Annotated in this window: 12 protein-coding genes; 11 read left to right on the top strand and 1 reads right to left on the bottom strand. The window is 57.7% G+C overall.

Annotation, left to right across the window (positions count from 1 at the left end):
- Positions 1–80 precede the first annotated feature (80 nt).
- From dnaK to BM416_RS14855, 7 genes are all read left to right on the top strand, one after another.
- A complete protein-coding gene (gene dnaK / locus BM416_RS14825) occupies positions 81–1994 on the top strand; it encodes a molecular chaperone DnaK (RefSeq protein WP_027605358.1) in 1914 nt (637 codons plus the stop codon).
- 318 nt (positions 1995–2312) lie between these two features.
- Positions 2313–3437, top strand: a complete 1125-nt coding sequence (dnaJ, locus tag BM416_RS14830; RefSeq protein ID WP_065925314.1) for a molecular chaperone DnaJ — start codon at positions 2313–2315, stop codon at positions 3435–3437.
- A gap of 10 nt (positions 3438–3447) precedes the next feature.
- Positions 3448–4254 carry a 4-hydroxy-tetrahydrodipicolinate reductase gene (gene dapB, locus BM416_RS14835; RefSeq protein WP_092488545.1) on the top strand — a complete coding sequence of 269 codons (807 nt, stop codon included), beginning with the start codon at positions 3448–3450 and terminating at the stop codon, positions 4252–4254.
- 259 nt (positions 4255–4513) lie between these two features.
- Positions 4514–5650 carry a glutamine-hydrolyzing carbamoyl-phosphate synthase small subunit gene (carA, locus tag BM416_RS14840; protein ID WP_092488546.1) on the top strand — a complete coding sequence of 379 codons (1137 nt, stop codon included), beginning with the start codon at positions 4514–4516 and terminating at the stop codon, positions 5648–5650.
- Positions 5651–5754: 104 nt separating this feature from the next.
- On the top strand, positions 5755–8976 hold the full coding sequence (gene carB, locus BM416_RS14845) for a carbamoyl-phosphate synthase large subunit (RefSeq protein ID WP_027605362.1): 3222 nt from the start codon (positions 5755–5757) through the stop codon (positions 8974–8976).
- Positions 8973–9449 carry a transcription elongation factor GreA gene (gene greA, locus BM416_RS14850; RefSeq protein WP_053137809.1) on the top strand — a complete coding sequence of 159 codons (477 nt, stop codon included), beginning with the start codon at positions 8973–8975 and terminating at the stop codon, positions 9447–9449. The genes carB and greA overlap by 4 nt, the downstream gene beginning before the upstream one ends.
- Before the next feature lie 28 nt (positions 9450–9477).
- Entirely contained in the window at positions 9478–9882 is a 405-nt protein-coding gene (locus BM416_RS14855; RefSeq protein ID WP_027605364.1) for a hypothetical protein, read from the top strand.
- 9 nt (positions 9883–9891) lie between these two features.
- Here the strand turns inward: BM416_RS14855 and BM416_RS14860 are convergent, their stop codons facing one another.
- A complete protein-coding gene (locus tag BM416_RS14860) occupies positions 9892–10200 on the bottom strand; it encodes a YhbY family RNA-binding protein (protein WP_017139256.1) in 309 nt (102 codons plus the stop codon).
- A 105-nt stretch (positions 10201–10305) separates the two neighbouring features.
- Between BM416_RS14860 and rlmE the strand changes: the two genes are divergently transcribed.
- From rlmE to glmM, 4 genes are all read left to right on the top strand, one after another.
- Positions 10306–10956: a 23S rRNA (uridine(2552)-2'-O)-methyltransferase RlmE gene (gene rlmE, locus BM416_RS14865; RefSeq protein ID WP_015885924.1), complete on the top strand. Its 651-nt coding sequence runs from the start codon at positions 10306–10308 to the stop codon at positions 10954–10956.
- 200 nt (positions 10957–11156) lie between these two features.
- Positions 11157–13067 (top strand): ATP-dependent zinc metalloprotease FtsH, encoded by a 1911-nt coding sequence (ftsH, locus tag BM416_RS14870; protein WP_027605365.1) that lies wholly within the window; start codon positions 11157–11159, stop codon positions 13065–13067.
- Positions 13068–13075: 8 nt separating this feature from the next.
- On the top strand, positions 13076–13927 hold the full coding sequence (gene folP / locus BM416_RS14875; RefSeq protein WP_065947689.1) for a dihydropteroate synthase: 852 nt from the start codon (positions 13076–13078) through the stop codon (positions 13925–13927).
- A gap of 16 nt (positions 13928–13943) precedes the next feature.
- The gene (gene glmM, locus BM416_RS14880) at positions 13944–15281 is read left to right on the top strand and encodes a phosphoglucosamine mutase (RefSeq protein ID WP_027605367.1); all 1338 of its coding nucleotides are present in this window, start codon (positions 13944–13946) and stop codon (positions 15279–15281) included.
- The last annotated feature ends 27 nt before the right edge of the window (positions 15282–15308 follow it).

Consider the following 15308-nt stretch of genomic DNA (forward strand, 5'->3'; position numbering starts at 1 on the left):
TATAAGTCAAGCGTTTAAGTGCTACCGCAGTTAGCCACCACTGCTGCGGCAACCAAATTCAAGTTTCGGGAGAGTAAATCATGGGCAAAATTATCGGTATTGACCTGGGGACCACCAACTCCTGCGTCTCCGTGTTGGAAAACGGCGTTGCAAAAGTAATCGAAAACGCCGAAGGCGCGCGTACCACGCCGTCGATCATCGCTTACGCCAACGACGGTGAAATCCTGGTTGGCCAGTCGGCCAAGCGCCAGGCTGTGACCAACCCGCATAACACCCTGTACGCGGTGAAGCGCCTGATCGGTCGTAAGTTCGACGAAGAAGTCGTACAAAAAGACATCAAGATGGTCCCTTACAAGATTGCCAAGGCTGACAACGGTGACGCCTGGGTTGAAGTAAATGGCCAGAAAATGTCGCCACCGCAAATCTCGGCTGAAATCTTGAAGAAGATGAAGAAGACTGCCGAAGATTACTTGGGTGAGACAGTGACTGAGGCGGTGATCACCGTTCCAGCCTATTTCAACGACAGCCAGCGCCAGGCGACCAAAGACGCCGGCCGCATCGCGGGCCTGGATGTAAAACGTATCATCAACGAACCGACCGCAGCTGCTCTGGCTTACGGTATGGACAAGGCCAAGGGCGATCACACCGTGATCGTTTATGACCTGGGTGGCGGTACGTTCGACGTTTCCGTGATCGAGATCGCTGAAGTAGACGGCGAGCACCAGTTCGAAGTATTGGCCACCAACGGCGACACCTTCCTGGGTGGTGAGGACTTTGACATTCGTCTGATCGACTACCTCGTTGACGAATTCAAGAAAGAAAGCGGCATGAACCTCAAGGGTGACCCGCTGGCGATGCAGCGCCTGAAAGAGGCTGCTGAAAAAGCCAAGATCGAGCTGTCCTCTGCTCAGTCGACCGACGTTAACCTGCCGTACATCACTGCAGACGCCACCGGTCCTAAGCACTTGAACGTGAAGATATCTCGCGCCAAGTTGGAAGCGCTGGTCGAAGATCTGGTTCAACGCACCATCGAGCCATGCCGCATTGCGCTGAAAGACTCCGGTATTGATGTTGGTGCGATCAACGACGTGATCCTGGTAGGCGGTCAGACCCGTATGCCACTGGTTCAGAAGTTGGTTACCGAGTTCTTCGGCAAAGAAGCACGTAAAGATGTGAACCCGGACGAAGCGGTTGCCATGGGTGCTGCCATCCAGGGCGCGGTACTGGCTGGTGACGTGAAAGACGTGTTGCTGCTGGACGTAAGCCCGCTGACCCTGGGTATCGAAACCATGGGTGGCGTGATGACTGCGCTGATCGAGAAAAACACCACGATTCCTACCAAGAAATCCCAGGTGTTCTCGACGGCTGATGACAACCAGGGTGCTGTGACCATTCACGTGCTGCAAGGTGAGCGTAAGCAGGCTGCTCAGAACAAGTCCCTGGGCAAGTTCGACCTGGCTGAGATTCCACCAGCCCCGCGTGGCGTGCCACAGATCGAAGTGACCTTCGACATCGACGCCAACGGCATTCTCCACGTAGGTGCGAAAGACAAGGCTACCGGCAAAGAGCAGAAGATCACCATCAAGGCCAACTCCGGTCTTTCTGATGAAGAAATTCAACAGATGATCCGTGATGCTGAAACCAATGCTGAAGCTGACAAGAAGTTCGAAGAGTTGGCAGGTGCCCGTAACCAGGGCGACGCACTGGTTCACTCGACACGCAAAATGATCGCTGATGCTGGCGAGAAAGTGACCGCTGAAGAGAAGGCCGCGATCGAAGCTGCTGTAGTTGCCCTGGAAGCCGCTGTTAAAGGCGACGACAAGGCTGCCATTGAAGCCAAGGTTGAGGAGTTGTCGAAAGTTTCCGCACCAGTGGCTCAGAAAATGTACGCCGAACAGGCTCAGCCGGCTGACGGTGCTGCTCAACAGGCAGAGCCTGAAGCTAAAGACGATGTTGTCGATGCCGAGTTCGAAGAAGTTACCGACAAGAAGTAAGTTGGTCGTCCGGTTGACCGCTATCAAGCGGTGACTGGTAGGATGTCGCCGCGCGGGAGCTTGCTCCCGCGTTGGCGTGTCTGGGGTATGCGAATTTTTACAGCATGCGACTGCGTTCGGGTGTTGGCGGTGTGATCGGGGATGCTCCTGCTTTCCGAGCAATGAATACCGCGTTTTTGGCCGGGTTCCTGGCTAAAAAGTAGTAACGACCAGGATCGTTGAATTGACGTGAGTTGGGTCCGGGCCTGTATTGGGGCTCAACGAGTTTAGTCAGGCTCAGGAGGGTCTGGCTGAACGTCCTTAAGAGTGCAAAGACTTATGGCAAAGCGTGACTATTACGAAGTGTTGGGTGTGGAGCGCGGCTCCAGCGAGGCGGACCTGAAAAAGGCTTACCGTCGCCTGGCGATGAAGCACCACCCGGACCGTAATCCGGATAGCAAAGAATCCGAAGATATGTTCAAAGAGGCCAACGAGGCCTACGAATGTCTGTCTGATCCCAATAAGCGTGCGGCCTACGACCAGTATGGGCATGCCGGTGTCGATCCGAGCATGGGGGGCGGCGGTGCCGGTTTTGGCGGTCAGAACTTCTCCGATATTTTCGGCGATGTATTCAGTGACTTCTTCGGCGGTGGCCGTGGTGGTCAGCGTGGCGGTGCCCAGCGTGGCAGCGACTTGCGCTACACCCTGGAGTTGAACCTGGAAGAAGCCGTGCGTGGCACCAGCGTTAATATCCGCGTGCCGACGCTGGTTAACTGCAAGCCGTGTGATGGTTCGGGTGCCAAGAAAGGCTCCGCGCCGATTACTTGCCCGACATGCGGCGGTATCGGTCAGGTCCGTATGCAGCAGGGTTTCTTCTCGGTGCAGCAGACCTGTCCGCGTTGCCATGGGCAGGGCAAGATCATTTCCGACCCGTGCGACTCCTGCCACGGCGAAGGCCGTGTCGAAGAGTACAAGACCCTGGCGGTAAAAGTGCCGGCGGGTGTGGACACCGGAGATCGTATTCGTCTGTCGGGTGAGGGGGAGGCCGGTACCCAGGGCGGTCCGACTGGCGACCTGTACGTGGTGATCAATGTGCGCGAGCACTCGATCTTCCAGCGTGACGGCAAGCACTTGTTCTGTGAAGTGCCGATCAGCTTTGTCGATGCAGCCCTGGGTGGCGAATTGGAGATCCCGACCCTGGACGGTCGGGTCAAGCTCAAGATCCCTGAAGGTACGCAGACCGGCAAGCAGTTCCGTATCCGTGGCAAAGGCGTCGCGCCGGTGCGCGGTGGCGGTGCTGGCGACTTGATGTGTCGTGTGGCCGTGGAGACTCCAGTCAATCTGGGGCGCCGTCAGCGTGAATTGCTTGAGGAATTCCGCAGTTCGCTGGAGGGCGATGACACGCATTCGCCGAAAACCACTGGCTTTTTCGAAGGCGTGAAGCGCTTCTTCGGCGACTTGTAAGGAAGTGAGTATGCGACGTATAGCCGTAATGGGCGCTGCCGGGCGCATGGGCAAGACGCTGGTCGAGGCGGTGCAGCAGCGCTCCCCGGCCTCTGGGCTGACCGCGGCGATTGTTCGTCCCGGTAGCACGTTGATCGGTGCGGATGCGGGTGAGTTGGCTTCGCTGGGGCGTATCGGTGTCTCATTGTCAGGCAGCCTGGAGCAGGTGGCTGACGAATTCGATGTGCTGATCGACTTCACCCTGCCGGAGGTGATGCTGAAAAACCTCGCGTTCTGCCGCAAGGCGGGCAAGGCGATGGTGATTGGTACCACGGGTTTGACTGCGCAGCAGAAGCAGTTGTTGGAGGAGGCGGGTAAGGATATTCCCGTCGTCTTCGCTGCCAACTTCAGTGTCGGCGTGAACCTGTCGCTCAAGTTGCTGGACATGGCGGCGCGGGTGTTGGGGGATGAGGCGGATATCGAGATTATCGAGACGCATCACCGTCACAAGATCGATGCGCCGTCGGGTACCGCACTGCGCATGGGTGAGGCTATTGCCGACGCGCTGGGGCGTGACCTGTCCAAGGTGGCGGTTTACGGTCGCGAAGGGCATACCGGTGCGCGTGCACGTGACACCATTGGTTTTGCGACCGTCCGTGGCGGTGATGTCGTAGGCGACCACACGGTCTTGTTTGCTACCGAGGGTGAGCGCCTGGAAATCACTCACAAGGCTTCCAGTCGCATGACATTCGCCAAGGGCGCTGTGCGTGCCGCGCTCTGGTTGGGAGGTCGCGAGCCTGGTCTGTACGACATGCGCGATGTGTTGGATCTGCACTAAGCAGTAGCTAAAACCGGGCCTCGGGATTATCCTAAGGCCCCGTTTTTACCCGCTAAGCGACGTCCTGTCGCATTCTCCTGCCTTTAAGGCTCATTAGCGGTGGACCAAAAAAGCCTTTTTCTGTAAGCTACAGCTTTAGTGTGTCCACTAAAAGCGCGCAGAATAATTCAGTGAAGAAGCGGGGTGACGTGTCCATACGTCACTCCGCTTTTTTACAACCTGCGATCGCCCTTTCAGGCTTTATTTACGGGAGGTCTTCTTGACTAAGCCAGCCATACTCGCCCTTGCTGATGGCAGCATTTTTCGCGGCGAAGCCATTGGAGCCGACGGTCAAACCGTTGGAGAGGTGGTGTTTAACACCGCCATGACCGGCTATCAGGAAATCCTTACCGATCCTTCCTACGCCCAACAGATCGTTACCCTGACCTATCCGCACATCGGCAACACCGGTACTACGCCGGAAGACGTTGAGTCTGATCGTGTCTGGTCGGCGGGTCTGGTCATTCGTGATCTGCCACTGGTTGCGAGCAACTGGCGTAACACGATGTCGCTGTCCGATTACCTGAAAGCCAACAACGTTGTGGCGATCGCCGGTATCGATACGCGCCGCCTGACGCGCATCCTGCGTGAAAAGGGCTCGCAGAATGGCTGCATCATGGTCGGTGAGAATATTTCCGAAGCAGCGGCGATTGCTGCAGCGCAAGGCTTCCCAGGCCTGAAAGGCATGGACCTGGCGAAAGTCGTCAGCACCAAGGAGCAGTACGAGTGGCGCTCCACTGTCTGGGACTTGAAGACCGACAGCCACGAGACTATCGAAGCGGCTGACCTGCCGTATCACGTGGTCGCATACGACTACGGCGTCAAGTACAACATCCTGCGTATGCTGGTCGAGCGTGGGTGCCGCGTGACCGTGGTGCCGGCGCAAACACCTGCCAGCGACGTGCTGGCCCTGCAACCTGACGGCGTGTTCCTGTCCAACGGCCCGGGTGATCCGGAGCCTTGTGACTACGCCATCCAGGCCATCAAGGAAGTGCTGGAAACCGAGATTCCGGTATTTGGCATCTGCCTTGGTCACCAGCTGCTGGCGCTGGCCTCCGGTGCCAAGACCCTGAAAATGGGTCATGGTCATCACGGCGCCAACCACCCTGTGCAGGACCTGGACACCGGCGTTGTGATGATCACCAGCCAGAACCACGGTTTTGCGGTGGATGAAGCGACCTTGCCGAGCAATGTTCGCGCGATTCACAAGTCGTTGTTCGACGGTTCCCTGCAGGGTATCGAACGTACTGACAAGAGCGCGTTCAGCTTCCAGGGCCACCCTGAAGCAAGCCCGGGCCCGAACGACGTAGCACCGCTGTTCGACCGTTTCATCAATGAGATGGCCAAGCGACGCTGACTGAGCGGCCTGCGGGCGGCCCCTACCTTGGTGGCCCCCGCAGGCTCTTCGAAGATTGTTCAAGACGGCTTGCCGACTGACCTGCGGATTTGAGTGACAAACCCATGCCAAAACGTACAGACATAAAAAGCATCCTGATTCTCGGCGCTGGCCCGATCGTTATCGGCCAGGCCTGCGAATTCGACTACTCCGGCGCCCAGGCCTGTAAAGCCCTGCGCGAAGAGGGTTACCGCGTCATCCTGGTGAACTCCAACCCGGCCACCATCATGACCGATCCGGACATGGCCGACGCTACCTACATCGAGCCGATCAAATGGCAGACGGTTGCCAAGATCATCGAGAAAGAGCGTCCGGACGCACTGCTGCCGACCATGGGCGGCCAGACTGCATTGAACTGTGCCCTGGACCTGGAGCGCGAAGGCGTCCTCGAAAAATTCGGCGTAGAGATGATCGGCGCCAACGCCGACACCATCGACAAGGCTGAAGACCGTTCGCGCTTCGACAAGGCCATGAAGTCCATCGGCCTTGACTGCCCGCGCTCGGGTATCGCCCACAGCATGGAGGAGGCCAACGCAGTTCTCGAAAAGCTGGGTTTCCCGTGCATTATCCGTCCGTCCTTCACCATGGGTGGCACCGGTGGTGGCATTGCCTACAACCGTGAAGAGTTCGAAGAAATCTGCGCCCGTGGCCTGGACCTGTCGCCGACCAAAGAACTGCTGATCGACGAATCCCTGATTGGCTGGAAAGAGTATGAGATGGAGGTTGTCCGTGACAAAAAGGACAATTGCATCATCGTCTGCTCCATCGAAAACTTCGACCCGATGGGTGTGCACACCGGTGACTCGATCACCGTTGCTCCGGCGCAGACCCTGACGGACAAGGAATACCAGATCATGCGTAACGCCTCGTTGGCGGTATTGCGTGAGATCGGCGTTGAAACCGGTGGCTCCAACGTTCAGTTCGGCATCTGCCCGGACACCGGCCGCATGGTCGTGATCGAGATGAACCCGCGTGTATCGCGTTCTTCGGCGCTGGCATCGAAAGCGACCGGCTTCCCGATTGCGCGTATCGCCGCCAAGCTAGCTATCGGTTACACCCTGGACGAGCTGCAAAACGAAATCACGGGCGGCGCTACGCCGGCGTCCTTCGAGCCGTCCATCGACTATGTCGTGACCAAGCTGCCACGCTTTGCCTTCGAGAAGTTCGCCAAGGCCGACGCGCGCCTGACCACCCAGATGAAGTCGGTGGGTGAAGTCATGGCCATCGGCCGGACCTTCCAGGAGTCCCTGCAGAAAGCCCTGCGAGGCCTGGAAGTGGGCGTTTGCGGCCTGGACGAGAAGCTCGACCTGAGCAATCCGGAAAGCATGAGCATCCTGAAGCGCGAGCTGACCGTACCGGGCGCCGAGCGTATCTGGTATGTGGCTGATGCCTTCCGCGCCGGCATGACTGTCGAAGACATCTTCGGCATGAACATGATCGATCCGTGGTTCCTGGTGCAGATCGAAGATCTGATCAAGGAAGAGGAGAAGGTCAAGACCCTGGGTCTGGCCAGCATCGACCGCGACATGATGTTCCGCCTCAAGCGCAAAGGCTTCTCCGACCAGCGCCTGGCCAAGCTGCTGGGTGTGACCGAGAAAAACCTGCGCACGCATCGCCACAAGCTGGAGATCTTCCCGGTCTACAAGCGCGTTGACACCTGTGCCGCCGAGTTCGCCACCGACACTGCGTACCTGTACTCCACCTACGAGGAAGAGTGCGAGGCCGCGCCGTCGGGCCGCGACAAGATTATCATCCTGGGTGGTGGTCCGAACCGTATCGGCCAAGGCATCGAATTCGACTATTGCTGCGTACATGCCGCCCTCGCGCTGCGCGAAGACGGGTACGAGACCATCATGGTCAACTGCAACCCGGAAACTGTTTCCACTGACTACGACACTTCCGACCGCCTGTACTTCGAGCCGGTAACGTTGGAAGACGTGTTGGAAATCTGTCGTGTCGAGAAACCAAAAGGTGTGATCGTCCAGTACGGCGGCCAAACCCCGCTGAAACTGGCGCGTGCCCTTGAGGCTGCCGGCGTGCCAATCATCGGCACCAGCCCAGACGCCATCGACCGTGCCGAAGACCGTGAGCGCTTCCAGCAAATGGTTGAGCGCCTGAACCTGCGCCAGCCGCCAAACGCTACCGTGCGCAGCGAAGACGAGGCCATCCGTGCGGCCAGCAAGATCGGTTACCCGCTGGTGGTGCGTCCGTCCTACGTGCTGGGCGGCCGGGCGATGGAAATCGTCTACGAAGAAGAAGAGCTCAAGCGTTACCTGCGTGATGCGGTAAAAGTGTCCAACGACAGCCCGGTGCTGCTGGACCACTTCCTCAACTGCGCCATCGAGATGGACGTGGATGCAGTTTGCGACGGTACCGACGTGGTCATCGGCGCGATCATGCAGCACATCGAGCAGGCGGGGGTCCACTCCGGTGACTCCGCGTGCTCGCTGCCGCCGTACTCGTTGCCTGCACATATCCAGGACGAGATGCGCGAGCAGGTCAAGAAAATGGCCTTGGAGTTGGGTGTTGTCGGCCTGATGAACGTACAGTTGGCGCTGCAGGGCGAAGACATCTACGTCATTGAAGTCAACCCGCGTGCTTCGCGTACCGTGCCGTTCGTTTCCAAATGCATCGGCGTGTCCCTGGCCATGATCGCTGCGCGTGTGATGGCGGGTAAGACCCTGAAGGAAATTGGCTTCACCAAAGAAATCATTCCGAACTTCTACAGTGTGAAAGAGGCAGTGTTCCCATTTGCCAAATTCCCTGGTGTGGACCCGATCCTGGGCCCGGAGATGAAGTCCACCGGTGAAGTGATGGGCGTGGGCGACACCTTCGGTGAAGCGTTCGCCAAGGCCCAGATGGGCGCCAGCGAAGTGCTGCCGACCGGCGGTACTGCGTTTATCAGCGTGCGTGATGATGACAAGCCGCTGGTTGCAGGCGTGGCCCGTGATCTGATCAACTTGGGTTTTGAAATCGTGGCAACTGCCGGGACCGCCAAGCTGATCGAAGCGGCCGGCTTGAAAGTGCGCCGTGTGAACAAGGTGACGGAAGGCCGTCCGCATGTGGTCGACATGATCAAGAATGACGAAGTCACGCTGATCATCAACACCACCGAAGGTCGCCAGTCGATCGCGGATTCCTACTCCATTCGCCGTAATGCCTTGCAGCACAAGATCTACTGCACCACCACTATTGCTGCTGGCGAAGCTATCTGCGAAGCGCTCAAGTTCGGTCCGGAAAAGACCGTGCGTCGCTTGCAGGATCTACACGCAGGATTGAAGGCATGATCAAATACCCAATGACCGTCCAGGGCGCCAAGGCCCTGGAAGAGGAGCACGCCCATCTGACCAAGGTCGTACGTCCAAAGCTGAGCCAGGACATCGGTACGGCCCGCGAGCTGGGTGACTTGAAGGAAAACGCCGAATACCACGCTGCTCGTGAGCAGCAGGGTATGGTCGAGGCGCGGATCCGTGACATCGAAGGCCGTATGCAGAATGCGGTGATCATCGACGTCACGACTATTCCCCACACTGGCAAGGTGATTTTCGGCACCACCGTGGAGATCGCCAATGTCGAGACTGACGAGAGCGTGGTCTACCACATCGTGGGAGAGGACGAGGCTGACTTCAAGCTCGGCAAGATCTCCGTCGGCTCACCACTGGCCCGTGCCTTGATCGCCAAGGAAGAGGGTGATGTGGTGTCTGTCAAAACGCCAGGCGGTGTGATCGAGTACGAGATTGTTGAAGTTCGTCACATCTGAAAGGCGGCGCCCGCTTCGTGCGGGCGCCATGCTTTGGCAGCTTGCCCAGATGCTTTGGGTGGGCGGCCTATGGTTGTTACATCTTGGTGTATTGCCGGTGCTGGGCGTGATTGGCCTGGCTCCGTTGCTGATCGATGAGATCGATGGATTACTGAGTGCGCTGCTGGTGGGTTTCGCGGCGGCGTGCGTAGCGCTTCAGGCGTTGGTGCTGGTCAAGGCTGAAGGCTTGGAGAGTCTGTGGCGGGATATTCGCGGCCAACTGCTGTTGATGGCGCTGTATGCGTGTGCAATGTATTGCATTGTGCATGTCTGGCTGCCGGAAGCGTTGCGCTGGCAGCTATTCAGCTATCTTGTGCTAGGGTTCTCCGGCCTGGTGCTGGTTATACAGCCTGCTCCAGGATGGAGTGGCGGGGCGCGCGAAGCACGCCCGTGACCCTTTGTATTACTTGAAGCGGTGTACGTTCGACAGTTGCTTGTTGACGCTGAAGTTCTTGCGATACAGCAGCGCCATCTTGCCGATGACCTGAACCAGGTCCGCCTTGCCAACCTTGCACAGTTCTGCAATGGCGGCCAGGCGCGCCTCGCGGTCAAGGATGTTGACCTTGATCTTGATCAGTTCGTGATCGCCCAATGCGCGTTCAAGTTCGGCTAACACACCTTCAGTCAAACCGTTGTCTGCCACAATCAGAACTGGTTTCAGATGGTGGCCAATGGATTTGTACTGTTTCTTCTGCTCTTGAGTGAGCGGCATAATCTGACCCCTGCGTCTGATCTTGTAAAAAGCGGCGGCCAGTTTACCCGAGCGAGTCCGGGACCGCCCAGTTAATCACGACCCGTTTTATTTTCGAGGTGGCCCGTGGCCCGTTCCAAAACTAGCCTTAAGTGGCTGCAAGAGCATTTCAACGATCCTTACGTCAAAAAGGCGCAAAAGGATGGCTATCGTTCCCGGGCCAGCTACAAGCTGTTGGAGATCCAGGACAAGGACAAGTTGATTCGTCCAGGCATGAGCGTCATCGATCTTGGCGCGGCCCCCGGTGGCTGGTCCCAGGTGACCAGTCGTCTGATTGGCGGTCAAGGTCGCCTGATTGCTTCCGACATCCTGGAAATGGACAGCATCCCGGATGTGACCTTTGTTCATGGAGACTTTACCCAGGACACAGTGCTCGCCCAGATCCTTGAGGCTGTGGGAAATTCGCAGGTAGACCTTGTGATTTCCGACATGGCCCCCAATATGAGTGGATTACCGGCCGTTGATATGCCGCGGGCCATGTTCCTTTGCGAATTGGCGCTGGATTTGGCGGGTCGGGTGTTGCGTCCCGGTGGCGATTTCCTGGTGAAGGTGTTCCAGGGAGAGGGTTTCGACGAGTACCACAAGAACATCCGTAAATTGTTCGACAAGGTGCAGACGCGTAAACCAGACTCTTCCCGGGACCGGTCCAGGGAGCAATACCTGCTGTGCCGCGGCTTCCGTGGCGTCGAAGGCGCGGCGAGTGAAGAGCGTTTTTGAGGAATTCGAGGAGGGCGATAGGTTTTTTTATATCGCTTTCGTCACGAAGCTTTACGAATATTGTGTAGTCAAAGTTTCACAAAGGGTTACAGACGGCGCCTGCCAGAGTTGTAGGTAATGTAGTAAGTTAGGCCGGTGAATATCATGCGAAGCGCGCGCCAGTAGCGGAGCTTGCTTCAGAGGGTAGTTAATTGAACGATATGGCAAAGAATCTGATCCTGTGGTTGATCATCGCGGCTGTCCTCGTGACGGTGATGAACAACTTCTCCAGCCCTAACGAGCCGCAGACCCTCAACTATTCCGACTTCATCCAGCAAGTTAAGGATGGCAAGGTCGAGCGCGTAGCGGTTGATGGCTACGTGATCACCGGCAAACGCAACGATGGCGATAGCTTCAAGACCATTCGTCCGGCAATTCAGGACAACGGTCTGATTGGCGACCTGGTGGATAACCACGTGGTTGTCGAAGGCAAGCAGCCTGAGCAGCAGAGCATCTGGACTCAACTCCTGGTGGCAAGCTTCCCGATCCTGGTGATCATTGCCGTGTTCATGTTCTTCATGCGCCAGATGCAAGGCGGTGCGGGAGGCAAGGGCGGGCCGATGAGCTTCGGCAAGAGCAAGGCGCGCCTGCTCTCTGAAGATCAGGTGAAGACCACCCTGGCTGACGTAGCGGGTTGCGACGAAGCCAAGGAAGAAGTCGGCGAGCTGGTTGAGTTCTTGCGCGATCCAGGCAAATTCCAGCGCCTGGGTGGCCGTATTCCTCGCGGCGTGCTGATGGTCGGCCCTCCAGGTACCGGTAAAACCTTGCTGGCCAAGGCGATTGCCGGCGAAGCCAAGGTACCGTTCTTCACCATTTCCGGTTCTGACTTCGTTGAAATGTTCGTCGGTGTCGGTGCGAGCCGCGTTCGCGACATGTTCGAACAGGCCAAGAAGCATGCGCCATGCATCATCTTCATCGATGAAATCGACGCCGTTGGTCGCCATCGTGGTGCTGGCATGGGCGGTGGTCATGATGAGCGTGAGCAGACCCTCAACCAGTTGCTGGTCGAGATGGATGGTTTCGAGATGAATGACGGCATCATCGTCATCGCGGCAACCAACCGTCCGGACGTGCTGGATCCTGCGCTGTTGCGTCCAGGCCGCTTTGACCGCCAGGTGGTGGTTGGCCTGCCGGACATCCGTGGGCGCGAACAAATCCTGAAAGTGCACATGCGCAAAGTGCCGATGGGCGACGACGTTGCACCGGCTGTGATTGCCCGTGGTACCCCGGGGTTCTCGGGTGCTGACCTGGCCAACCTGGTGAACGAGGCTTCGTTGTTTGCAGCCCGTACCGGCAAGCGCATCGTTGAAATGAAAGAGTTCGAGCTGGCGAAAGACAAGATCATGATGGGCGCTGAACGCAAATCCATGGTCATGTCCGAAAAAGAGAAGCAGAACACTGCTTACCACGAAGCCGGCCACGCCATTGTGGGGCGTGTCGTGCCTGAGCATGACCCGGTCTACAAAGTGTCGATCATTCCTCGTGGTCGCGCCTTGGGTGTCACCATGTTCCTGCCGGAAGAGGATCGTTACAGCCTCTCCAAGCGTGCGCTGATCAGTCAGATCTGCTCGCTGTACGGCGGTCGAATCGCTGAAGAGATGACCTTGGGCTTCGATGGCGTGACCACGGGAGCTTCCAACGACATCATGCGCGCCAGCCAGATTGCGCGGAACATGGTGACCAAGTGGGGTTTGTCGGAGAAACTCGGTCCTTTGATGTACGCCGAGGAAGAAGGTGAAGTATTCCTGGGTCGTGGCGGCGGTGGTCAAAACGCCAGTTTCTCCGGTGAGACAGCCAAGCTGATCGATTCTGAGGTGCGCAGTATCATTGACCAGTGCTATGGCACGGCCAAGCAGATCCTGACCGATAATCGCGACAAGCTTGATGCAATGGCTGATGCGTTGATGAAGTACGAGACCATCGATGCAGACCAGATCGACGACATTATGGCCGGTCGGGCGCCTCGTGAGCCTCGTGATTGGGAGGGTGGTTCGGGTACTTCGGGCACCCCGCCAGTGGTTCAGAACGAACGTCCTGAAACCCCAATCGGTGGCCCGGCAGCTGACCATTAAGGTTTGAAATGACTTTTGCTTCGTCCTCCCCCCGGTTGCCTTGCGGCAACCGGGTTCTTGATTTGGCCCATACGCATGTCATGGGCATTCTTAATGTAACCCCTGACTCCTTTTCCGATGGTGGCCGCTTCAGCCAGCTTGATGCTGCATTGCGTCACGCAGAAGCCATGGTGGCGGCTGGCGCGACCTTGATTGATGTGGGCGGTGAATCGACTCGGCCTGGTGCTCGCGCAGTTTCTCCTTTGGAGGAGTTGGAGCGCGTGGCGCCGATTGTCGAGCGCATCGCTCGAGAGTTGGATGTGATCATTTCGGTTGATACCTCCACCCCGGCCGTGATGCGTGAGACTGCGCGATTAGGTGCCGGCTTGATCAACGATGTGCGGTCCCTGCGGCGCGACGGTGCCCTGGATGCAGCTGCAGCTACCGGTTTGCCGGTGTGTTTGATGCATATGCTGGGTGAGCCCGGCAATATGCAGGACAGCCCGCACTATGATGATCTGGTTGGTGAGGTGAGTGGTTTTCTCTCCGAGCGCGTTGCCCAATGCGCCGCAGTAGGTATTGCGCCGGAAAGGATCATCCTTGATCCGGGGTTTGGTTTCGCCAAGACCCTGCAACACAATTTGAGTTTGTTCAAACACATGGAGTCCTTGCATGCCCTTGGTCGGCCCCTGTTGGTCGGTGTTTCGCGCAAGAGCATGATAGGGCTGGCATTGAGCCGTCCGGTGGGTGAGCGGTTGTACGGCGGTCTTGCACTGGCGGCGCTCGCGGTGACCAAGGGTGCACGCATCTTGCGTGTGCATGATGTTGCTGAGACCGTGGATGTGGTACGCATGATTGCAGCTGTGGAATCAGCCGAATAAGAATGATGGAGCACTTATGACTAAAAAATACTTTGGCACCGACGGTATCCGTGGTCGGGTCGGCGAGTTTCCGATTACTCCTGATTTCATGCTCAAGCTTGGATGGGCGGCGGGTATGGCTTTCCGCAGCATGGGGGCGTGCCGCATCCTGGTGGGCAAGGACACCCGGATTTCGGGATACATGTTTGAATCAGCGCTTGAGGCCGGCTTATCCGCCGCAGGCGCCGATGTGATGTTGCTGGGGCCAATGCCTACGCCCGCGATTGCATACCTGACGCGTACCTTTCACGCTGAGGCCGGTATTGTGATCAGTGCTTCGCACAATCCACACGACGACAACGGCATCAAGTTCTTCTCCGGTCAGGGCACCAAGTTGCCGGATGAGATTGAGCTGATGATCGAAGAATTGTTGGATGCGCCGATGACCGTGGTCGAGTCCAGCAAGCTGGGCAAGGTGTCGCGTATCAATGACGCGTCCGGTCGTTATATCGAGTTCTGCAAGAGCAGTGTGCCTACCAGTACCAATTTTGCCGGCCTGAAGGTTGTTGTCGACTGCGCCCATGGTGCGACCTACAAAGTCGCGCCAAGTGTATTCAGGGAGCTGGGCGCAGACGTGACAGTGCTGTCGGCTCAGCCCAACGGATTGAATATCAACGAAAACTGCGGCTCCACCCATATGGAGCAGTTGCAAGCCGCTGTCCTGGCCGAGCATGCCGACCTCGGGATTGCCTTCGACGGTGACGGCGACCGCGTGCTGATGGTTGACCACACCGGTGCTGTGGTAGACGGCGATGATCTGTTGTTCATCATTGCCCGCGACCTGCATGAGCGTAACAAGCTGCAAGGCGGTGTCGTCGGTACGCTGATGAGCAACCTGGGGCTTGAGCTGGCATTGGCGGACCTGGGTATTCCTTTTGTTCGCGCCAACGTGGGTGACCGGTATGTGATCGCCGAGCTGCTGGAGCGTAACTGGCAGGTAGGTGGTGAGAACTCCGGGCACGTGGTGTGCTTCCAGCACACCACTACCGGTGACGCGATTATTGCGGCGTTGCAGGTGCTATTGGCTTTGCGTCGCCGCGAAGAGAGCTTGGCCCAGGCGCGTCAGGCTTTGCGCAAATGCCCGCAAGTATTGCTGAACGTGCGTTTCGCAGGTGGGGAAAACCCGATCGAGCACCCTGCTGTCAAAGAGGCTTGCGAGCGCGCGACCCTGGCAATGGCTGGTCGTGGACGGGTATTGCTACGCAAGTCCGGCACAGAGCCTTTGGTGCGCGTCATGGTCGAAGGTGACGACGAAATACAGGTTCGCGGCCATGCCGAAGACCTGGCAAAACTGGTAACTGAAGTTTGCGCCTGAATTCGGCTTGCCAGTGATGATGTGGTT

Origin of the sequence: Pseudomonas sp. NFACC42-2 (assembly GCF_900116055.1) — a bacterium.
Taxonomy (GTDB): domain Bacteria; phylum Pseudomonadota; class Gammaproteobacteria; order Pseudomonadales; family Pseudomonadaceae; genus Aquipseudomonas; species Aquipseudomonas marginalis.